The following is a 21,745-nucleotide window of genomic DNA, read 5'->3' as shown; positions in this document are numbered from 1 at the left end:
CATCCGATGCGAGATTGCCCGTGAGCCAAGCCAAAGAATCCACGCTTTCCTTCAGCCAGGACCAGTTGACCGAGCTGGTGCAGCAGGTGCTGCGCCATGCCAAGCAGGCCGGCGCCACCGCCTGTGACGTGGATATCTCGGAAGGCGTGGGCCAGAACGTCAGCGTGCGGCTGGGCGAGGTGGAGACCATCGAGTACAACCGCGACAAGGGCGTGGGGGTGACCGTCTACCTGGGGCAGCGCAAGGGCCACGCCAGCAGCTCGGATTTCTCCCCGGCCGCACTCGAACAGACCGTGGCCGCTGCACTGGCGATTGCCCGGCATACCGCCGAGGACAGCGCCGCCGGCCTGGCCGACCCCGAGCGGCTGGCCACCGAATTCCCCGATCTCGACCTGTATCACCCGTGGGCGCTCAGCGTTGAAGAGGCGATCGAGCTCGCCCAGCGCTGCGAAGCGGCTGCCCGCGGTGTGGATGCGCGCATCAGCAACTCGGAAGGCGCCACCGTGTCCAGTCATACCGGGCAATCGGTCTATGGCAACTCGCACGGTTTCATCGGCCCGGGGCGCAGCTCGCGGCATTCGATCTCCTGCGCGGTGATTGCCCAGGAAGGCGAGGCCATGCAGCGTGACTACTGGTACAGCAGCGCACGCGCGGCCGGCGATCTGGACGCGGCGGACGCCATCGGCCTGAAAGCCGGCCAGCGTGCGCTGGCCCGCCTTGGCGCGCGGCGCCTGAAGACCGGCGACTACCCGGTGCTGTTCGACCCCAGCATGGCGGCCGGCCTGATCGGCCATCTGAGCTCGGCGATCTCGGGCGGTGCGCTCTACCGCAAGGCTAGCTTCCTGCTCGATTCCATCGGCCAGCCGGTGTTTGCTCCGCTGGTCAATATCGTCGAAGACCCCTTCCTCAAGCGCGGCATGGCCAGCTCGGCCTTCGATGCCGAGGGCGTGGCCTGTGTGCGGCGCGAGCTGATCAAGGACGGCGTGCTGGGCGGCTATCTGCTCGGCAGCTATTCGGCGCGCAAGCTGGGTCTGCAAAGCACCGGCAATGCCGGTGGCAGTCATAATCTGCTGGTCGCCCCCACCGCAGGTGGCTTTACGGACATGCTGGCGCGCCTGGGCACCGGCCTCCTGGTGACCGAGCTGCTCGGGCAGGGCGTGAACGGCATTACCGGCGATTATTCGCGCGGCGCCGCCGGTTTCTGGGTGGAGAACGGCGAGATTGCCTATCCGGTCGAAGAGATCACCATCGCCGGCAATCTCAAGCAGATGTACCAGCAGATCGTGGCCATCGGCAGCGATATCGAAACCCGCGGCAGCAAGCGGGTTGGCTCCATCCTGCTCGAACGCATGACGGTGGCCGGCGAATAGGCGGCGCTGGCTTGCCGCGGCCCGGGGCAGCGGCTACAACGAAAGCCTCGTCCTTGCCCCGGACCTGCCGTGCGCCTTCTGTACTACCTTTTGTTCGCGCTATGCCTCCCGCTCCAGGCTGCCCCGCTGGCGCTGACCAGCGGCAATGATTACGCGCCATTTGCTGATCAGGATCTGCCTGGCGGCGGCTTGGCCACCCGCGTCGTGCGTGCGGTGTTCGAGCGCCTGGGCGAGCCGATCCGCGTCGACTGGCTGCCCTGGAAGCGTGGCTATGCGCTGACCCTGGAAGGCCGCTATGCCGCTACTTTCCCCTACATCCACAGCCCAGAGCGCGAGGCGCTGTTCCACTACTCCGAGCCCATCTTCGTCGGCAAGAGCTATCTGTACACGCTGAAGACACGCACGCTGAGTCTCAGCGAAGCGGGCCTGCGTGGCCGCTCGCTGTGTGTGCCGCTTGGTTGGTCCTTGCCGCAGTCCCCCATTTTGGTGGCGGCCATCCATAGCGGCGCGATGCAGGTGGAACGCCCGGCTGATCTGGCCGCCTGTGCGCAGATGGTGCGCCTGGGCCGTGCCGATGCTTTCAACGCCCAGGAACTGATTGCCGAGCAGGTATTGCTGGAAGTCGGCCTGAGCAGCCAGTTCCAGCGCTCGGCCGAGCCGGTGATGGTGGTGGAGCTGGCCCTGATTGCCGCTAAGCAGCAAGCCGGCTCGGCCGAGCTGGTCGCGCGTTTCAACCAGGCCCTGCGTGCGATGCGCGAGGACGGCAGCTACCAGCGCCTGCTGAGCGCGCGCTAAGCCCAATCGGCAAGAAAAAAGCCGCAGCGTGTAAAACGCTGCGGCTTTTTCATACGCAAGGCGACGTGGGACTTCAGTCTGCCTTGGCCAGGGCTTCCTTGCTCCAGCCGCCGCCCAGTGCCTGGTACACATCGACCAGGGCATTCAGGCGGGCCTGCAGGGCACTAACCCGATCGCGCTCGGCGGCCAGCCGGTCGCGTTCGGCATTCAGCTGGTCCAGATAGCTGCTGACGCCGGCCTTGTAGCGCTTGTCGGCCAATTCCTTGACCTTATTCTGCGCATCGGCGCGCGCCTCGGTGGCGATCAGTGCCTCGCGTGCACCACGGTGGGTGGCCAGGGCCGAGCGGGCATCGCCATAGGCGGCCCGTGCGGTCTGCGCATAGCTGATCTCAGCCTGGTTGCGGCTGGCCTTGGCCGAATCGACCTGGGCGTCGATCTTGGCCATGCCCACGATGGGCTGCAGCAGCTGGCCGGCGATATTCCAGGTACGGGCCGGGGCGCTGAACAGATCGCTGAGCTCCAGGCTTTCGCCACCCAGGAAACCGGTCAGGGTCAGGCTGGGGAAGTAGCGGCGCTTGGCTTCATCCAGGCTGGCATCGGCGAAGGCCAGCTGGGCCTCGGCCTGTCGCACATCCGGGCGGCGGGTCAACAGATCAGCCGGCAGGCCGGCGGGAATCTCTGGTGCCTTGGCCAGTACGGCCAGACCGTTGCCACGAGCCACATGGCCTTCGATCACGGCCTTGGGCGAACGACCGAGCAGCACGGCCAAGGCGGCTTCGGCCTTTTCCCGTGCTGCCACGGTCTGCGGCAGGGCGGCCGCCACGCTGGCGCGCTCGGCTTCGGCCAGCTTCAGCTCATATTCGCCCGCGGCGCCAGCGCTGTAGCGCTTCTGCTGCAGGGTATAGGCCTCATCGCGGGTGGCCAGGGTTTGGGTCAGCAGCGCCTCCTCGGCATCCAGCGCCAACAGGGCGAAGTAGCTGCGCGCGGTCTGCGCGGCCACGGCGCTGCGCGTCGATTCCCGCGCATATTGGCTGGCGAGCAGATTGGCCAGGGCGGCGTCCTTGGCCTTCCAGACCCGGCCCCATAGGTCGATCTCGTAGGACACGCTGAAGCCGCCAGTGAACACATTGCTGGTGCCGCCCTGGCCCGGCTGCGAGGTTTCATCGCTCGGGTTGCGGCGGGTGGCGTTCAGCGTGGCATTCACGTCGGGCAGCAGGGCGACCTTGGCCTGGCGCAGCGTGGCGCGCGACTGGCCGACGCTCTCGATGGCGATCAGCACATCGGCATTGTGGGCCAGCGCCTCGTCGATCAGCGCGTTCAAGGTCGGATCGTTGAGGCTCTGCCACCACTGGCCGAGCTCGGCCGGGGCGGTCTCGCCTTGCGGCGTCGGCAGCTCCAGCGCGGGTGGCGTGGTGGTGGCGCAGCCGGCCAGGCCCGCTGCCACCAGCAGCGCCAGCAGGGTAGGGCGCATCAGTTTACTTTTCATCGCGATGTTCTCCTTCAACGATGCCGTACTCGGTTTCCGCCTTGGGCGGAATCAGCTCTTCAGGCGGCGTCTTCAGCGTACGGTCGGTAATCAGCTTGTAGAACAGCGGAACCAGGAAGATGGCCAGGAAGGTCGCGGCCAACATACCGCCCACTACACCGGTACCTACCGAGGTCCGTGCACCGGCACCCGCACCATGGCTGATGGCCAGCGGTAGCACCCCGAGGATGAAGGCCAGCGAGGTCATGATGATGGGGCGGAAGCGCAGACGCGCAGCTTCAATGGCGGCCGCCGCAACCGGATAGCCCTCGTGATGCTTCATCACCGCGAACTCCACGATCAGGATGGCGTTCTTGGCTGCCAGACCCAAGAGAGTCACCAGACCGATCTGGAAGTACACATCGTTATTGAAGCCACGCAGGTAAACCGCCGCCAGCGCACCGAACATGCCGAAGGGCATGGCCAGCAGCACCGAGAACGGTAGCGACCATTTCTCGTACTGGGCGGCCAGGATCAGGAACACCATCACCGCCGCCAACACCAGGGCAATCGCCGCCGCGCTGCTGACCTTCTTTTCCTGGAAGGCCGAACCGGTCCACTCGTAGTCGACATCGGCGGGCAGGGTCTTGGCCAGGTTTTCGAAAGCAGCAATCGCCTGACCCGAGGAGTAGCCAGGGCCGGCATTGCCAAGCAGCTTCACTGCCGGCAGGTTGTTGTAGCGGTCCACCGTATCCGGACCCGAGCTGTACTCGACCTTGGCGAAGGCCGACAGCGGCACCATCTTGCCCTGGTCGTTCTTCACGAACAGGCGACCGATGTCTTCCGGACGCTTGCGGTACTGGGTATCCGCGCTCATCAGCACCTGCCAGGCACGACCGTATTTATTGAAGTCGTTCACATAGTAGGTACCCAGCGTGCCGGCCAGGGTGTTGAAGGCATCGTTAAGCGGTACGCCCAGTGCCTTGGCGCGGTCGCGGTCCACATCCACATACAGCTGCGGTGCGTTCGGCTTCCACAGGGTTTGCAGACCACCGCCGCCGGCCAGCACCGGGTCGGCATGCGAGGCGCCGATCAGCGGACCCATGGCTTGTGCAAGCTTGCGTGCGCCACCTTCACCACGGTTCTGCAGATAGACCTCGAAACCACCGGTATTGCCCAGGCCGAAGATGGCGGGCGGGTTGAAGGCCAGTACCAGCGCCTCCTTGATGCCGCCGGTCTTCATGAACAGCTCACCCACCAGTTCCTGGGTGCTCACATTGCGCTCATCCCAGTGTTTCTGGCTGACGAAGATGGTGGCGGCATTGTTCTTGAAGCCACCGCCGATGAAGTCCATACCGCTGAAGGCCATCACATGCTCGTTGGCCGGGTTGGACTGGATGGCGGCGATCACTTCCTTCACCACCTTGTCAGTACGTTCGAGCGAGGCACCATCGGGCAGGAAGACCGCGCCGATGTAGTAACCCTGGTCTTCATCCGGCACCAGCGAGCTCGGGGTGATCTTGAACAGGCCGGCCGTGACGGCCACCATGCCCAGGAACAGCACCACGCCGAGGATGGAGCGCTTCATGAAGAAGGTCACCCCGGCCGTATAGTGGCCGGTCATGCGGTGGAACCAGTCGTTGAACCACAGGAAGAACTTGGCGGTCTGCTTGTGCTCGCGCTTGAGCATCAGCACGCACAGGGCCGGGGTCATGGTCAGCGCCACGATGCCGGACAGCACGACGGCAATCGAGATGGTGACGGCAAACTGGCGGTACAGCTCGCCGGTCAGGCCGCCCAGGAAGGCGATGGGTACGAATACCGCGCACAGCACCAGCACGATGGCGATCACCGGTCCGGTCACTTCCTGCATGGCGCGGATGGCCGCTTCGCGGGCCGGCAAATGTTCCTCGTGCATGATGCGCTCGACGTTTTCGAGCACCACGATCGCATCGTCCACCACGATACCGATGGCCAGTACCATGCCGAACAGGGTCAGGGTGTTGATCGAGTAGCCGAGCATATGCAGGCCGGCGAAGGTACCGATCAGCGACACCGGCACAGCCAGGGTCGGGATCAGCGTCGCACGCCAGTTCTGCAGGAACAGGAACACCACCAGGAAGACCAGGATCATCGCCTCGCCCAGCGTCTTCACCACTTCCTTGATCGACACTTCCACGAAGCGGGTGGTGTCGTAAGGAATGGCATAGGTCATGCCTTCGGGGAAACGCTCGGCCAGCTTGGCCACCGTGGCCTTGACCTCGTCACCCACTTCCAACGCATTGGCGCCCGGTTGCAGGAACACGCCCATCAGCACGGCCGGCTTGCCGTTATAGGTACCATTGAAGTCATTGTCCTTCGAGCCCAGCTCCACCCGCGCGATGTCCTTCAGGCGCAGCTGACTGCCACGGCTATCGGAACGGATGATGATGTTCTCGAATTCCTCCACCGTGGCCAGGCGGCCCTTGGCGGTGATCGTGTAGACCATTTCCTGGCCACCGCCGGTGGGCGACTGGCCGATCTTACCGGCGGCGAACTGCGCGTTCTGCTCACCCAGGGCGGCCGCCACTTCCGGCACGGTTACCTTGAGCTTGGTCATCACATCGGGCTTGAGCCAGATGCGCATCGCGTAGTCCTTGGCACCGAAGATCTGCACGCTGGTGGTGCCGGGGATCTTCTTGATCGAATCCAGCACGTTCAGCGTGATGTAGTTCGAGGTGTACAGGTCGGTGAACTTGCTTTCCGGCGAGTAGAAGGCGAGCACCTGCAGGAAGGCCGAGGAGCCCTTCTCCACACTCACACCTTGCCGGCGGACTTCTTCCGGCAGGCGGGCGTCGGCCTGTTTGACGCGGTTGTTGACGTTCACCGCCGCCTGGTCCGCATCGGTGCCGATCTCGAAGGTGACGGCGATTTCTACCGCGCCGTTCGAGGTCGAGGTGGAGGACATATACATCATGCCTTCCACGCCGGTGATGGCGTTTTCAATCGGTGCGGCCACGGTTTCGGCGATGGTCTCCGCCGAGGCACCTGGATAGGCCGCCCGCACGGTGACCACCGGCGGGGCGATTTCAGGGTATTGCGCGATAGGCAGGGCCTGCATCGCCGCCAGACCCGCGATCACGATAAAGATCGAGATCACGAAGGCGAAGATGGGCCTGTCGATAAAGAAGCGTGAAAACATGGATGCTTTGCTCCGTTAGGACTACTTGGCGGCCGGGGCGGCGGCTGCAGCAGCTTGCTTGGCGGCAGCGGCGGCGGCTTCTTCGGCCGTCATCGGCACGATAGGGGCGAAGGGGTAGAAGATGCGCGCCATGCCATCGACGATCACCTTGTCACCGGCCTTCAGGCCTTGCTTGATCACCCAGCCATTTGGCTCCTTGCCATCCAGACGTACCCATTCACCCGGTACGACCGGGGCCGGTACGGCCGCGGGCTTGCCATCCTTGCCAGCACCCACGGTGTAGACGAACTTACCGGTCGGGCCGTCGAGCACCGCGCGTTGCGGCACGCTGATTGCATTCGGGCGGGTGGCGCCGGTCAGCAGCACGCGCACAAACTGGCCTGGGCTCAGGCTGTTGTCGGCATTGCTGAATTCGGCACGGCTGGCATAGGCGCCGGTGGTCTCATCGGCCTTGTAGTCGCTGAAGTCGAGCTTGCCGGTGTTCTGCAGCCACTGGCCTTCGCTAGTCTTCAGCTTCACGGTGTAGCCATTGGCCGGCAGCTTCAGGCTGCCTGCGGCGGCCTCCTGCTGCACGCGGGCGCGGTCGGCTTCCGACAGGGCGAAGTTCACATGGATCGGATCGGTCTGCGCCATGGTGGCCAGCAGGCTGTCGCCGCTGGCGCTGGCCAGTGCGCCTTCCACCTTCAGGGCACGGCCGACCACGCCGCTGATCGGGGCGCGCACATCGGTGTAGCCCAGATCGATATTTGCGCTGCGTGCCTGGGCCTGGGCGGCCTTCAGGCTGGCGCGGGCGATATCGAGCGCCGAGGCGGCGTTGTCGAATTCCTGCTGGCTGACGGCCTTGGCTTCGATCAGCGGCTTCAGGCGGGCAAAGTCACGCTCGGCCTTCTTCAGTGCCGCGTCAGCACTGGCCACATTTGCCTCGGCGGCGGCGGCAGCGGCGGCAAACGGGGCCGGGTCGATGCGGAATAGCGATTGACCGGCTTTCACGCGTACGCCTTCCTCATACAGGCGCTTGTCGACGATGCCGTTCACGCGAGCGCGGATTTCCACCTCGCGTGAACCGGCGGCCTGGCCGACATATTCGAAATCAATTGGCACATCGCGCGGGGCGACGACTTCATAAGTGACCATGGGCGGTGGGAAACCACCGCCACCTTGGGGCTGGCCCTGACCGCAAGCAGCCAGAAGGCCAGTCAGGATAAGCGCGGGTGCCAGACGCAGGGCTTGGGTGCGGGGCAGAGTAGTGCGAGCTGCAGGCATGTTATTAGATCCTCGCGATACGAAAAGACGGTTGCTCAGGCCGGCCGGAAGGGCCGGTCATGATGCAGTGCAAAAGGCCAGCATAGACCATGGAAATGGCTGCCATGGCATGCCGGGCCGGGTAATGACGATCGATTTCAGGGTCAAAGAAGACAATGCTGATTTGACCTCGGAGCGGATTTTAGATACATACGTGTATGTTTGTAAACACTGCTGACGCAAGGGTTATTAAGTACAGGCCCGGCGCACGGATATAAAATTGCACTATGGCTAGACGAACCAAAGAACAGGCGGCGGAAACCCGCGAGCAACTGCTGGATGCGGCGGAACGGGTGTTCCATGCCAAGGGCGTGGCACGCGCCACCCTGGACGACATTGCGCGCGATGCGGGCATGACGCGCGGCGCCATCTATTGGCACTTCAAGAACAAGACCGATATTTTCACGGCCATGTGTGACAGGGTGACGCTGCCCATGCAGGCGATGCTGGATGCGCAGCTGGCCGACCCGGGCGAAGATCCGCTCGGGCAGCTGGCCAGCGATGGCGCACGCATCCTCAGCCTGGTGGCCAGTGATCCGCGCACCCTGCGCGTATTCGAGATCATCCTGTTCAAGACCGAGCTGAGCGAGGTGGTGGCCGAGGTGATGGCCGAAGAGGCCGAGCGCGCCGCCACCTGCCGCAACCAGCTGGCTACCATCCTGCGTGCCGCGCAGCAAAAGGGGCAGATTCCTGCCCATGTGGACTGCTATCTGGCCGCCTTTGCGCTGAATGGCTACCTGATCGGCTGCATCCGCGAATGGCTGGAGCTGCGCGAGTTTGATCTGGCCCAGCGCGCCGAATGGCTGATGCAGACTTTCTATATGGGGCTGCGTCATGCGCCGCCGCTGGATGCTGCGTGAACTGCAGGGGGTCATCGTAAGCTCCGCGCCAGTGGGAAGGCGCTACTTTGCCTGCCACTTCCTGCCAACCTATTGTCAGTAGTGTTTGCCCTTGGGCCTGGCCAGATAGCGTTACTTGCCAATCGCCGGGCGGCGATCTAGCCATTCTGTCAGGAGAGCGCCATGCGCCTGGATGATCAGCGTGAAAGTGATTATGTCGATGACCAGCGTGCCGGCGGCGCGCGGCGCGGTGGTGGCCTTGGGCGGCTGGGCATCATTGGCCTGATCATCGCAGGCGGGCTCAGCTACTTCACCGGCATGGATTTCTCCACCGCTATGCGTCTGGTGGAAGGCGGCCAGGGCCTGATCCAGCCGGCCCCGGCTGGCACGGGCAACGCGCCCGATGCGCGTGATCCGGAAAAGATCTTCGCCAGCAAGGTGCTGGCCAGCACCGAGGATGTCTGGGGTGCGTACTTTCGCCAGGCCGGCCAGCAATACCAGCCGCCGCGCCTGGTGCTGTTTCGCGGCGGGGTGGACAGTGCCTGCGGCTATGCGCAGAGCGCGGTCGGCCCCTTCTACTGCCCGGGCGACAACCGCCTATTCATCGATCTGGATTTCCTGACCGCGCTACAGAACAAGCTGGGCGCGCGGGGCGACTTCGCGCGCGCCTATGTGATTGCGCATGAGGTGGGCCACCATATCCAGAATCTGCTCGGCACCAGTGGCAAGGTGCATGCCGCGCAGCAAAAGCTTGGTGAAGCCGCCGCGAATGCCTTGAGCGTGAAGCTCGAGCTGCAGGCCGACTGCTATGCCGGCGTATGGGGCCATGCCGCCGCGCAGGCGGGTCTATTGGAAAGTGGCGATCTGGAAGAGGCGCTGCAGGCGGCCAGCGCGGTGGGCGACGATAGCCTGATGCGCGGCGCCAATCAGCAGGTGGTGCCCGACGCCTTCACCCATGGCAGCTCGGCCGAGCGCATGCACTGGTTCAAGCGCGGCATGCAGGCCGGCGATCCGCAGCAGTGCAATACCTTCCAGAAGGGTTGATCGTCCGTGGGGCTGATCAGCCGGGCGTAACCAGATTGCGCGGCTGACCCTGCGCCCAGGCCTCGATATTGGCTATCAGTTGTTCAGCCAGGCCGCTCATCGCCTCAAAGCTGGCCCAGCCGATATGCGGGGTGACGATCAGATTCGCCAGGCCGGCTTCCAGGAGCGGATTGCCCTGGCGTGGCGGTTCCTCATGCAGCACATCAAAGCCTGCGCCCGCCAGCCGGCCCGCGCGCAGCGCAGCCAGCAAGGCCACCTCATCCACTAGTCCACCACGCGCGGTATTGATCAGTACCGCATCCGGCTTCATCAGCGCCAGCTCGGCCGCGCCGATCAGACCGCGCGTGTCGGCATTCAGCGGGCAGTGCAGGCTGACGATATCGGCGGCGCGCAGGCCGGCTTCGAATCCCACATAGTCCTCGCCTTGCGGCTGCACACCCTTGCGTGCGGCGAAGCGCACCTGCATGCCAAATGCGCGCGCCAGTCTGGCGGTGCCCTGGCCGAGCGAGCCACCGCCAATGATCAGCAGCTCGCGGCCGTGCAGATCGCGCACCGGCGCGCCGAAATGGCAGAAATAGGGCGATTGTTGCCACAGGCCCTGGGCCAGATCGCGCTGATAGGCGGGCAGATTGCGCATCAGCGCCAGCATCAGCATCAGCGCGTGTTCGGGCACCGTGCTGTTTGCATAGCCACGGATATGGCTGACCGTGATGCCGCGCGCCTGGGCAGCGGCCAGATCGATATTGTTCACCCCGGTCGCCGCTACGGCGATGTGCTTGAGCCGCGGCAGGGCGGCGATGCTGGCGGCGTCCAGCACCACCTTATTGCTGATCAGCACATCTGCCTCTTGCGCACGTTCCAGCAGCTGTTCCGGCGCGGTGGCATCGAAGGCCTGCCAGTGGTGGGCCAGTTCTGGCGTGCGCACGGCCACCGGCAGGCTGGCGCGATCGAGGAAGACGATATTGAGCATGATGGATTCAGGTGAGTGAGCAGGATGGGTGTAGGGGCTGAGCTACTAGAGATACTCGCGTGGGCGGGCGCACCGCTGACGCTACAGCGCACGTCCCTAGGCGCGATGGTGCTGACCAGGGCGGTTTGACTTGCTGCTTCAGGGTTGCGGCACGCTCGGTCGCTGGGCGGGTTCGAGTAGCGCGCCGAGCAGGATATCGCCCAGCATCTCGCCCCAGCCATAGCGGGCCTCTGGCTTCTGCGCGCGTAGCTGCTTGGCGGCCTGGTAATGGCCTGAGGCCACATTGCTTTGCCCGTGCTGTTGCCAGAAAGTGGCTTGCGCGTCTTCGCGCTCTGCCCGCTGTTCGAGCTTGGCCTGGGCAGGATTGAGATTGGCGCAGCCGACCAGTAGGCATCCCAGGCTCAGGATAAGGGTGGATCGCATCAACATGGCGAGTGTGCTCCGTGAAGGCCAGCCACCCTGGGGCGGCTGGCCCGCCAGCTTACTCGATCAGCGCCCGGTAAGCATGCCAGGTGGCATGGCCGACCAAGGGTACGGTGAAGGCCACTCCCACGCCCCAGAGCGCAAAGCCGAGTACGACCAGCAGGACGATGATGGCGCCCCAGGTGAGCATGCAGGCCGGATTGGCCAGGCACACCCGTACGCTGGCGAACATGGCGGTCAGCGTGTCGGCATCGCGGTCAAGCATGATGGGAATCGACACCACCGACAGGGCAAAGGTCAGCAGGGAGAAGAAGGCCCCGGCGCTGAGCCAGACGATCATAAAGGTCAGATTGTCCGCTTCGGCCAGAAAGGCTGGCGAGAGGATCAGCTTCAGATCGGGTAGGTTTTCGGTGAAGAACAGCGCGAACACCACCACCGAGACACGCATCCAGCCCGCTACCAATAGCGCCAGGATGATGGCGAACAGGCTGATGCCCGCCACATTGATGCGCAGGGCGGTCAGCGTGGGCAGCAGTTGCACACGCGGCAGGGTTTCATGCCGGCGGCTGATTTCGTACAGGCCCAGACAGATGAAGGGGCCGGCCAGCAGGAAGGCGGTGACTAGAGTCATCGTGTGTTCGGGCGCATAGCCAAACAAGCCGCGGATGGACCAGCCCATGGCCACAAAAGCCAGGCCATAGAACAGCAGGCCGCTGGGGGTGGCGCGGATATCACCGAGTGCCAGCTTCAGCCAGCTGAAGGGCGTATACCAGGGCAGGTCGCGCACGCGCGGGTTCAGCGGTGCAGGGATGCTGTCGTCGATCGCTTCCGCCATAAGGTGTCTCCTCGTTATTGTGGGCGGTGTTACGTAGGACTGCGGATAAGAAAATGGCGACCTCGCGGTCGCCATTCAGGGTAGTGCTTATTCCAGGCCGAGCAACTCGACTTCGAACACCAGGGTGGCGTTCGGCGGGATCACCCCGCCGGCGCCACGTGCGCCGTAACCGAGTTCAGCCGGAATGGTCAGCTTGCGTGTGCCGCCGATCTTCATGCCTTGCACGCCCTGGTCCCAGCCCTTGATCACATGGCCGGCGCCGAGCGGAAAGCTGAACGGCATGCCGCGGTCCTTGCTCGAATCGAACTTCGGGCCGTCCAGCAGCCAGCCGGTGTAATGCACGGTCACTTCCTGGCCTGCCTTTGCTTCGGCGCCGTCGCCGACGGTAATGTCTTCAATGATCAGATTGCTCATGCTGAGGTCCTGTTGAGATGGATGGATCTGACGCGATTCGCGTTGGCGCGATGATACGCGAGCCCTGCGCCGAAGTGGCTTGCCCGCAGCCTAGCGTGATCGTCGTGTAAAAGCAGCAGGGGCCAGCTTGCGCTGGCCCCTGCTGTGGCTAAGTCAACAACAGCCTTAGCTGCCGATCTTACCGCCGTCGATCTTGGTGACGATCACGGTGGCCGAGCGCGGGCGGCCGCCAGCGGCATTCGGCCAGCTGCTGAAGGCAGTCGGGTTTTGTGCCAGATACAGATCCTGGTTCACGCCGGCCGGGATGGTCGGCTTGCGTGGGTGGCTGCCTACTTCGCCCGGGTGCTGGATATTGACGAACATGGTCTTCATATCCGGTGTCCAGGTGATGCCGGTGACTTCACAGCCATCCGGTCCGACCAGGAAGCGACGGATTTCCTTGGTCTTCGGGTCGCCAACCAGCATCTGGTTATTGCCCTGACCGGCGTAGTTGCCGGTATTGCTATTGGCACCGTCGGTCTGGATCCACAGGCGGCCTTCCGGATCGAAAGCCAGGCCGTCCGGGCTGTTGAAGGTGTTGTCGGCGGTGATATTGGCCGAACCGGCCGACTTGAGCGGGTTGGCCGTCGGGTTGCCAGCCAGCACGAAGTGATCCCACTCGAAGGTGGTGGCGGCCGGGTTATTGCCGGCCTCGCGCCAGCGGATGATCTGGCCGTAGACATTGTTCGCACGCGGGTTGGCATCGTTGAGCGGCGTGGCGTCGTTGCGACCCGAGTTATTGGTCAGGGTCAGGTAGACCTCACGGGTGCTCGGATGCACGGTCACCCATTCCGGGCGATCCATCTTGGTGGCGTCAACCACGGTGGCTGCCTGACGCGTATTGATCAGCACGGTGGCTTGATCGGGGAAGCTGGCATTGGCGGCCAGGATGGGGTTGGCTGCCTTGTCGAGCAGAATCCACTCGCCGGTGCCCATGCTGTCGCCCTTGGTGGTGCCATCGCCGAACTTGGCCACATAGAGCTTGCCGTGGTCGAGCAGGTTCTTGTTGGCATTCGGGTTAGCCGGGTCGAACTTGCCGTCCGAGACGAATTTGTAGACGAACTCATCGGCCTGGTCGTCGCCCATGTAGACGACCACGCGCTTGTCGTCGGTCAGTACATAGGCGGCATTCTCGTGCTTGATGCGGCCGAGTGCAGTGCGCTTCTTCGGCGTCGAAGCCGGGTCGAAGGGATCGATTTCCACGATCCAGCCAAAGCGGTTCGACTCGTTCGGCTCCTTGGCCCAGTCGAAGCGATTGTCGAGCAAGTGCCATTGATATGGGGTGTTGCCGGTGGCCAGGCCGTAGCGCGACATCAGCGCCGTACGGGTTGCGCCAGCCACGGTGGTGCTGAAGTAGCTGTTGAAGTTTTCTTCGCAGGTCAGGTAGGTGCCCCACGGGGTCCAGCCATTGCCGCAGTTGTTCAGGGTGCCAAAGGCATAGCTGCCAAAGGGGTCGGCGCTGGTCTGCATCAGGCTGTGGCCAGCGGCTGGACCGGTAATCGCCATGGCGGTGTTGCCGTGGATGCGGCGGTTGTAAGCCGAATCAGCCACCACGCCCCACTTGCCGGCGGCATCCTTCTTCACATGCACGACCGACACGCCGTGTGCATGCTGTGCCTTACGCACCTTGTCCAGGGTCCAGGTGCCGTAAATGTCTGTCTGGCCCGCTTCGGCGGCATAGAAGTACTCGGGGTTGATGTACTCATGGTTCATCACCAGCAGGCCTTCGTTGCTATTGCCTTCGCTCATTGGGAAGAAATGCATGCCGTCGTGGTTGTCACCCATCTGCAGCGCCTGGTCGGCAGCGGTGTTCGAGCCGTCCGGCTTCCAGGCCGGTGCACCTTTGACCAGCGGTGTGCCCCAGGGCACGAAGGCTTCGGCCTTGTAGCCTTCGGGCACCACGATGGCATTGCCGCTATTGGCGGCAACGGCCTTGAAGTTGATCATCGGTGCGGCCGGCGGGGTCACCACGGCCGGCGCGGCATCATCACTGCCGCAGGCGGCCAGGCTGCCGCTCAGGAAGGTCAGCGCGCCCAGGCCCAGGCCGCTCTTGAGTACGCCGCGGCGCGTGACCACGCGCTCAACCAGCTGGTTGAAATGTTCGGCTTGGGAAGGATTAACGGAGCTGTTCTCGCTGTCATCCAGATAATTCATGGCGCTGTCCTCGGGAAGTAGGGCGGTCGGGTTGAAGAAGGCGCGATTATTCCGGCCGCGCATTACAGCTTCTTGGCGGTTTTGTTGCGGTCTGAGGAAAGCCGGCAATATATAAATGGCGCTGCCGCGTGCTGCGGCAGGGGGAGGCAGTCGAGAATCTGGCGCGCTGTGATTGCCCAAGGCCAGGTGGCTCAGTATAATTCGCGCCTCTTTACGCCCAGGCAGCCACTGCCACGGTCGTAAAGCTGTACGCAAGTACTGGAAAGCCGGTGTAGCTCAGTTGGTAGAGCAGCGCATTCGTAATGCGAAGGTCGTAGGTTCGACTCCTATCTCCGGCACCACCCCGATGCATGAAAAGCCCGCTCTGTGCGGGCTTTTTCTTTATGCGCCTGCGGCGCTGTCCCTGCTCTCCATCTATATTCTGTGCGCGGCTGGCCTTGCCGGCCCCGGCTGGCCATAATCCCTGCAGACTGCCGGCCTCAGCCCGGTGCGGAGAACAGCATGCTGTATGCAATACGCGGCGCGGATGGCGCCATCCAAACTCTGTCGCGCCAGGAACTGGCTGGTGCCTTGCCGCTGGCCGAGAGCGACCCCGAGGTGCAGCAATTCCTGGCCGAAGGGCGCAATGGCGCCAATTTCAATGCGCTGGACGCTGATTTCGTGCGCGTGATCGAAGATGTGATCGATACGCTGATTCAGAACAAAGTCATAAAACTGACCGACCTGCCCGAGGCGGCGCAAAAGAAGCTCAATGCGCGCAAGGGCGTGCGCAATAAGCTGGCCGGTGCCTTGAACCTGCTCGGCGACGACAGCATGATCCTCTAGGCGCTGACGCGGCCTATGTGGATAAGTTGTCGAGCGGAAAATCATCATTTGATAATGTTTTGTGTAGGCTTGGCGTTGCCCCAATAGCCCGATTAAGCTTGCCACCCGGCGCTGGAAGGGCGGGGTACACGATGCCTGCTGCCACAGGGGTTTGAGGCCAGTTCAAGCTGGTATCACCGCCTTCCACACCGACCCTGGACGACCATCTGGAATCTATGAGCACGTCGAACCCTGCTACCCCCGCTGATGCTGCCCTGGCCGATTCTTTTTCCTGGCATGTTGGCGAACACCAGACGCGTTTTGATCCTCTGCTCGACTGCGTGGTCTCGATCGCACGCATCTTCGGCATCACCACCACCCATGAATCGCTGTCGGCCGGCCTGCCGCTGGAAGACAACCGCCTGACGCCGGGCTTGTTGCCGCGCGCAGCCGCACGGGCCGGCATGACGGCACGCATCGTGCGCCGCCCGCTGGCCGAGCTGCGCCCCGGCCTCCTGCCGGCCATCCTGCTGCTGAAGGGCAAGCTCGCCTGCATCCTGCTCGAATGGCTGCCTACCGGCGAAGCGCGCGTGCGCTATCCGGAGGGCGGCGAATCGGCCGATGTGCTGAGTCGGGAGGAACTGGAAGCGCTCTATACCGGCGTGGTGTTCTTCATCCGCCCCAAATTCCATTTCGATGCCCGTGCGCCGGAAACCAGCCAGGTGCGCAGCCGGCACTGGTTCTGGGGCGTGGTGGCGCAGAACTGGCGCCTGTATCGCGACACCCTGATCGCGGCGTTGCTGATCAATCTGTTCGCGCTGGCCATCCCGTTGTTTTCCATGAATGTGTACGACCGCGTGGTGCCCAACCGTGCCGAAGAAACGCTGTGGGTGCTGGCGCTGGGCGCTTCCTTGATGCTGGTGTTCGATTTCATCCTGCGCGGCCTGCGTGCGCACATCATCGATACCGCTGGTAAACGCATCGATGTCACGCTGTCCTCGCTGATCATGGAACGCGTGCTGGGGCTCAAGCTGTCGGCGCGGCCGGCCTCGGTGGGCTCTTTTGCAGCCAATTTGCGCGCATTCGAATCGGTGCGTGAATTCATCGCCTCCGCCACCGTCACCACCCTGGTCGATCTGCCCTTTGTGCTGATCTTCCTCTTGGTGCTGATCTGGATTTCCCCCTGGCTGATCCTGCCGCCGCTCTTGGGCATGGCCATCGTGATCATCGTGTCCATGCTCAGCCAGCAGAAGATGCAGGAGCTGGTGGACGTGAGTCAGCGCGCCGCAGCCCAGCGCAATGCCACCCTGGTGGAGAGCCTGGTGGGGCTTGAGACGATCAAGTTCATGGTGGCGGAAAGCATCTTCCAGCGTCGCTGGGAGCAGGCCACCATCTTCCTGGCCCAGACTGGCTCCAAGCTCAAGCTGCTGTCCTCCACCACGCTGAACCTCGCGCAGACAGTGACCCAGCTGGTGTCGATTGCGGTGGTGATCGCGGGTGTCTACCTGCTTATCGATAACCAGATCAGCATGGGTGCCATCATTGCCGCTTCGATGCTGTCCGGCCGCGCCATGGCACCGTTTGGCCAGGTAGCGGGCCTGTTGATGCAGTACCAGAACGCGCGTGCCGGCCTTGCAGCCGTGGAAACCCATATGAAGGCCGAGACCGAGCGGCCGGACGAGTCGGCCTTCCTGCATCGCACGCGCTTTCAGGGGCGCATCGAATTCCAGAATGTCAGCTTTGCCTATCCGGGCCGCGAGGATGCGGCGCTGAACAAGGTCTCGTTCAAGATCCGCGCGGGCGAGAAGGTGGGCATCATCGGCCGGGTCGGCTCGGGTAAGTCCACCATCCAGCGCCTGATTCTGGGCCTGTACCAGCCCAGCGATGGCGCGGTGCTCATCGATGGCATCGATGTGCGCCAGATCGACCCGGCCGAGCTGCGCCGCGCGATTGGCTTTGTGCCACAGGACATCAATCTTTTCTATGGATCGTTGAAGGAAAACATCGCCTTCGGCGCGCCGTTTGCGGACGACCAGATGATCCTGGCTGCGGCGAATGTGGCCGGGGTGAAGGAATTCGCCGACCGCCATCCGAGCGGGTTTGATATGCAGATCGGCGAGCGCGGCGAGTCGCTGTCCGGTGGGCAGCGCCAGGCGGTGGGCATTGCCCGCGCCATGCTGAACGACCCGCCCATGTTGCTGCTGGATGAACCAAGCAGCGCGATGGACCACCAGAGCGAGGAGGCGCTCAAGGCGCGCCTGCGTCAGTTCGCCTCGCACAAGACCGTGGTGCTGGTCACCCACCGCACCTCACTGCTGGAGCTGGTCGACCGGCTGATCGTCATCGACGGCGGTCAGATCATGGCCGACGGGCCCAAGGCCCAGGTGGTTGAAGCACTGCAACATGGCCGGATTGGCAGGGCAGGCTGATGGATAAGCAGACGATCTGGCAAAAGCTGCTGGCGCGCTGGCAGGCGTTGTATGCACGCGTCTCGGTATGGCTGGACAAGGGCATCGAGGCTGTCGTGCCCGGCGAGGCCGATGATGACGATTTCGATCACAACGCCGACTGGGCGATTGCCGAGCAGACGCCACGCGGCTCGCGCGCGGTGATCTGGATCAGTGCGGGCGCCACGCTGATTCTGTTGGTCTGGGCCGGCTTGTCGCCGATTGATGAGGTGACGCGTGGCGAAGGCAAGGTGATTCCCTCGCGCCAGGTGCAAATTCTGCAAAGCCTGGATGGCGGCATTGTGTCGCAGATTCTGGTGCGCGAAGGCCAGTCGGTGCGGGCCGGCGATCTGCTGCTCAAGGTGGACCCGACCCGCATGGTGTCCTCGTTGCGTGAAAATCAGGTCCAGTATCTGGCCCTGCTGGCCAAGGCCGCACGCTTGCAGGCGCTGGCTGATGGCAAGCCTTTTCTGGCGCCGCCCGAAGTCAGCCAGCAGGCGCCCGATTTGGCCGAGCAGGAGCGAGCGCTCTATGAATCGCGCCGCGCCGAGCTGGATGCTGGCGTGGGTGTGGCGCGCGAACAGCTCGCGCAGCGCAGCCAGGAGCTGAACTCGCTGCGTGCCAAGCGCGAGAGCGCGGCGCGTGGCTATGAGCTAACCGCGCGCGAGCTGGAACTGACTCGACCGCTGGCCCGCACCGGCGCGGTGTCGGATGTGGAGCTGCTGCGCCTGGAGCGCGAGGTGTCGCGCCTGCGTGGCGAGCGCGATAGCGCGAATGCTGATATTCCGCGCATCCAGGCTGCCATGAGCGAGGCCAGCCGCAAGATCCAGGAGGTGGAGCTGAGCTTCCGCAACCAGGCGCGCACCGAGCTGAGCGAGACCAATGCCAAGCTCAGCACGCTGTCGGAAGGCAGCGCGGCGCTGCAGGACCGAGTCAAGCAGACCGAGATCCGCTCGCCGGTGCGCGGCACCATCAAGCAACTGCTGGTGAATACCGTGGGGGGTGTGGTGCAGCCGGGCAAGGACCTGGTCGAAGTGGTGCCGACCGATGATGCGCTGGTGCTGGAAGCGCGCATCCTGCCTAAGGACATCGCCTTCCTGCGTCCTGGCCAGTCGGCCCAGGTCAAGTTCAGTGCCTACGATTACTCGACCTATGGTGGCCTGGATGCCACGCTCGAACACATCAGCGCCGACACGGTGACCGATGAGCGCGGCAATGCCTTCTTCTTGGTGCGCGTGCGTACCAAGTCGAGCAGCCTGGGGCCACAGAAACTACCCATCATTCCTGGCATGGTGGCCGAGGTGGACATCCTGACCGGCAAGAAGACCATCCTGTCCTATCTGCTGAAGCCGATCCTGCGTGCCAAGGCCAACTCCCTGACCGAACGATGAGCGTATCCGTAATCCTGGTAAGCCATGACCCCGGCCTGGCCCGCCACTGGCAGGCCGCGCTGAGCGATGTGCCAGCGCGTCTGCTGGGCAGCTTCGCCGACTTGCATCAGCAGTCGGTGCAGGCTGGTAGCGTGGTCTGGCTGGATGCCGACCTGCCTGATCTGCCGCGTGGTGACGATGCACGCTGGGTTAGCTTATTGGCTGATGCGCGCGTGGTGCTGGCTAGCGCGAACCCGCAGCGCGATGCGGCCGTGGCCTGGCTGGAAAAGGGCTGTGCTGCGTACTGCCATGCCTTTGCCGACGCTGACACGCTGCGCCAGATTCAGGATGTGGTGGCCAGCGGCAATGTGTGGGTAGGGCGCGAGCTGATGCAGCAATTGCTGGCCACCGTGCAGCGCGCGGCGGCCGTGCGTGCACCTGCCCAGCCCGATTGGGCGCGCGATCTGACCGAGCGCGAGCAGGAAGTGGCACGCTTAGTTGCGCAGGGTGCTTCCAATCGCGATATCGCCAACCAGTGCAATATTACCGAGCGCACCGTCAAAGCCCATCTGGCTGCCGCATTCGCCAAGCTCGGCATCACCGACCGCCTGCAGCTGGCACTGCGCGTACACGGCATCCAGTAAGGTTTTCCACCGGCCGGCTGCCAGCTGGGTGGTCTGTTCCCTCTGCTTGACCGCTTCCCCGCCTCACACCCTGTACCGATGGACAATATCGGCCCCGGCTTGTGCTTGCTAGCATTCCGGACATTGCCCTTATTGTCTTCGCAGGAGTCGTTCATGGCCGCCAATCAAGTTTCCGCCCAAGCCCGTGGTGTTGTGGTTCAACTGCAGGGTCAGGCCTGGGCCGTGGATGCCAACGGCAATAAGCGCGTGCTGCGCGTGGGTGATGCGGTGCAGGAAGGCGAGCAGCTGATTACCGCCGCCGGCACCCAGCTGGAACTGGGCCTGCCCAATGGTCAGAGCGTCGCTGTGGCGGCTGAACGCACGCTGTTGATCGACGCCAATCTACTCGGCACCGCGCCAGTGGATGCCAGCGAAGCGGCAATTGCCGATTTGAACGCCGGTGCCGAGCAGGTGATCGCCGCCCTGAACGAGGGACGCGACCTGTCGCTGGAACTCGACCCGACCGCTGCCGGTCTGGCAGGCGGCGAGGGCGGCGATGCACACGGCTTCGTACGCCTGCTACGCATCAGCGAAGACACCAGCCCGATCGAGCTGACCAGCAGCGCCCGTGCAGCGGAGGCGGACACGGTCGAATTCACCCAGGGTACTGCCGCCGCAGCAGCCGCGGAAATCGAGCCGAATGGCCCGCAGGCGAATAATGACCAGGCCACGGTGGACGAGGACGGTACGGTCAGCATCAATGTGCTGGGCAACGACAATGGCGACGGACTGCGCGTACAGGGCCAGCCGACCGCCGGCAATGGCACCGTCAGTGTCAATGCCGATGGCACGCTCAGCTATGTGCCGAATAGCAATTTCAACGGCAGCGACACCATCAGCTACACGGTGGTGGATGCCAACGGCAATACCAGCACCGCCACGGTCAGCGTGACCGTCAACCCGGTCAACGATGCACCCACCATCAACGGCGGCAACAGCCAGAACGTCAGCACCCTGGAAGACACGCCGCTGAGCGGCAGCGTGGCGGGTAGCGATGTGGACGGCGACCCACTCAACTACGGCAAGGGCAGTGACCCCAGCCACGGCAGCGTAGCCGTCAACCCGGACGGCAGCTGGACCTATACCCCGAACAGCAATTACAACGGCCCGGACAGCTTCACCATCGTGGTCAGCGATGGCAAGGGCGGCACCGATACCGTCACCATCAATGTCGGCGTCACGCCGGTCGACGATCTGCCGGTCATCAGCAGCGGCGCAGGCAGCGTGGTGGAAGACAGCCAGCCAAGCACCAGCGGTACGCTCAGCGCCAGCGATGTCGACAACCCCGACCTGCGCTTCGTGGCGGCCAACCCGGCCGGCCAGTACGGCAGCCTCAGCATCGGCAGCGATGGCAAATGGACCTACACGCTGGACGCGCGCGCCGAGCAACTGGCCGCCAACGAAGCGCGCGTGGAAACCTTCACCGTCACCCTGAACGACGGTAGCACCAGAACGATCGTCATCAATGTGACCGGCACGAACGACGGCGCCGTGATCGGCGCGGGTGCCGGCGACACGAACACTGGCTCCGTCACCGAAGACACCACCCTGACCAGCAGCGGCAAGCTGACGGTCACCGATGTGGACAATGGCCAAGCTGAACTCAAGCC

General features: G+C 63.9%; 17 protein-coding genes and 1 tRNA gene. 10 read left to right on the top strand and 8 right to left on the bottom strand.

Annotation, left to right across the window (positions count from 1 at the left end; genetic code table 11):
* Positions 1-20 precede the first annotated feature (20 nt).
* Entirely contained in the window at positions 21-1,370 is a 1,350-nt protein-coding gene (pmbA, locus tag BT173_RS15595) for a metalloprotease PmbA (RefSeq protein ID WP_072429601.1), read from the top strand.
* 69 nt (positions 1,371-1,439) lie between these two features.
* Positions 1,440-2,165, top strand: coding sequence for a substrate-binding periplasmic protein (locus BT173_RS15590; protein WP_072429600.1), 726 nt, complete (start codon positions 1,440-1,442; stop codon positions 2,163-2,165).
* A 73-nt stretch (positions 2,166-2,238) separates the two neighbouring features.
* Here the strand turns inward: BT173_RS15590 and BT173_RS15585 are convergent, their stop codons facing one another.
* From BT173_RS15585 to BT173_RS15575, 3 genes are read right to left on the bottom strand one after another with little or no spacing between them, the layout of a single operon-like run.
* Positions 2,239-3,651 (bottom strand): efflux transporter outer membrane subunit, encoded by a 1,413-nt coding sequence (locus BT173_RS15585; protein ID WP_072429599.1) that lies wholly within the window; start codon positions 3,649-3,651, stop codon positions 2,239-2,241.
* The gene (locus BT173_RS15580) at positions 3,641-6,811 is read right to left on the bottom strand and encodes an efflux RND transporter permease subunit (RefSeq protein ID WP_072429598.1); all 3,171 of its coding nucleotides are present in this window, start codon (positions 6,809-6,811) and stop codon (positions 3,641-3,643) included. The genes BT173_RS15585 and BT173_RS15580 overlap by 11 nt, the downstream gene beginning before the upstream one ends.
* A 21-nt stretch (positions 6,812-6,832) precedes the next feature.
* Entirely contained in the window at positions 6,833-8,074 is a 1,242-nt protein-coding gene (locus BT173_RS15575; protein ID WP_072429597.1) for an efflux RND transporter periplasmic adaptor subunit, read from the bottom strand.
* Between the two features lie 266 nt (positions 8,075-8,340).
* Between BT173_RS15575 and BT173_RS15570 the strand changes: the two genes are divergently transcribed.
* On the top strand, positions 8,341-8,973 hold the full coding sequence (locus BT173_RS15570; protein WP_072429596.1) for a TetR family transcriptional regulator: 633 nt from the start codon (positions 8,341-8,343) through the stop codon (positions 8,971-8,973).
* Between the two features lie 162 nt (positions 8,974-9,135).
* Positions 9,136-9,996, top strand: a complete 861-nt coding sequence (gene ypfJ / locus BT173_RS15565; protein ID WP_072429595.1) for a KPN_02809 family neutral zinc metallopeptidase — start codon at positions 9,136-9,138, stop codon at positions 9,994-9,996.
* 16 nt (positions 9,997-10,012) lie between these two features.
* On the opposite strand, the gene BT173_RS15560 is transcribed toward ypfJ, so the two are convergent.
* From BT173_RS15560 to BT173_RS15540, 5 genes are all read right to left on the bottom strand, one after another.
* Positions 10,013-10,966, bottom strand: a complete 954-nt coding sequence (locus BT173_RS15560) for a D-2-hydroxyacid dehydrogenase (RefSeq protein ID WP_072429594.1) — start codon at positions 10,964-10,966, stop codon at positions 10,013-10,015.
* 138 nt (positions 10,967-11,104) lie between these two features.
* A complete protein-coding gene (locus BT173_RS15555; RefSeq protein WP_072429593.1) occupies positions 11,105-11,395 on the bottom strand; it encodes a hypothetical protein in 291 nt (96 codons plus the stop codon).
* 52 nt (positions 11,396-11,447) lie between these two features.
* The gene (locus tag BT173_RS15550; protein WP_175545622.1) at positions 11,448-12,224 is read right to left on the bottom strand and encodes a DUF2189 domain-containing protein; all 777 of its coding nucleotides are present in this window, start codon (positions 12,222-12,224) and stop codon (positions 11,448-11,450) included.
* 87 nt (positions 12,225-12,311) lie between these two features.
* A complete protein-coding gene (locus BT173_RS15545; protein ID WP_072429592.1) occupies positions 12,312-12,638 on the bottom strand; it encodes an FKBP-type peptidyl-prolyl cis-trans isomerase in 327 nt (108 codons plus the stop codon).
* 165 nt (positions 12,639-12,803) lie between these two features.
* Positions 12,804-14,894, bottom strand: coding sequence for a PhoX family protein (locus BT173_RS15540; protein ID WP_308417587.1), 2,091 nt, complete (start codon positions 14,892-14,894; stop codon positions 12,804-12,806).
* Between the two features lie 202 nt (positions 14,895-15,096).
* On the opposite strand from BT173_RS15540, the gene BT173_RS15535 reads away from it, so the two are divergent.
* The 6 genes from BT173_RS15535 to BT173_RS15510 form a co-directional block, all read left to right on the top strand.
* Positions 15,097-15,172, top strand: a tRNA-Thr gene (locus tag BT173_RS15535).
* 160 nt (positions 15,173-15,332) lie between these two features.
* Complete coding sequence (locus BT173_RS15530) at positions 15,333-15,656, top strand: hypothetical protein (protein WP_072429591.1); 324 nt, start codon at positions 15,333-15,335, stop codon at positions 15,654-15,656.
* A gap of 215 nt (positions 15,657-15,871) precedes the next feature.
* The gene (locus tag BT173_RS15525; RefSeq protein WP_072429590.1) at positions 15,872-18,064 is read left to right on the top strand and encodes a type I secretion system permease/ATPase; all 2,193 of its coding nucleotides are present in this window, start codon (positions 15,872-15,874) and stop codon (positions 18,062-18,064) included.
* Entirely contained in the window at positions 18,064-19,473 is a 1,410-nt protein-coding gene (locus tag BT173_RS15520; protein ID WP_084658696.1) for an HlyD family type I secretion periplasmic adaptor subunit, read from the top strand. The genes BT173_RS15525 and BT173_RS15520 overlap by 1 nt, the downstream gene beginning before the upstream one ends.
* Entirely contained in the window at positions 19,470-20,096 is a 627-nt protein-coding gene (locus BT173_RS15515) for a response regulator transcription factor (protein ID WP_072429588.1), read from the top strand. Before BT173_RS15520 ends, BT173_RS15515 begins: the two co-directional genes overlap by 4 nt.
* Before the next feature lie 153 nt (positions 20,097-20,249).
* A partial coding sequence (locus BT173_RS15510) for a retention module-containing protein (RefSeq protein ID WP_175545621.1) occupies positions 20,250-21,745 on the top strand: 1,496 nt, incomplete at its 3' end.

The organism is Chitinimonas taiwanensis DSM 18899 (assembly GCF_900119825.1).
GTDB classification, from domain to species: Bacteria; Pseudomonadota; Gammaproteobacteria; order Burkholderiales; family Chitinimonadaceae; genus Chitinimonas; species Chitinimonas taiwanensis.
The sequence above is the reverse complement of the archived record's forward strand: the minus strand, read 5'-3'. Positions and strand labels throughout refer to the sequence as shown.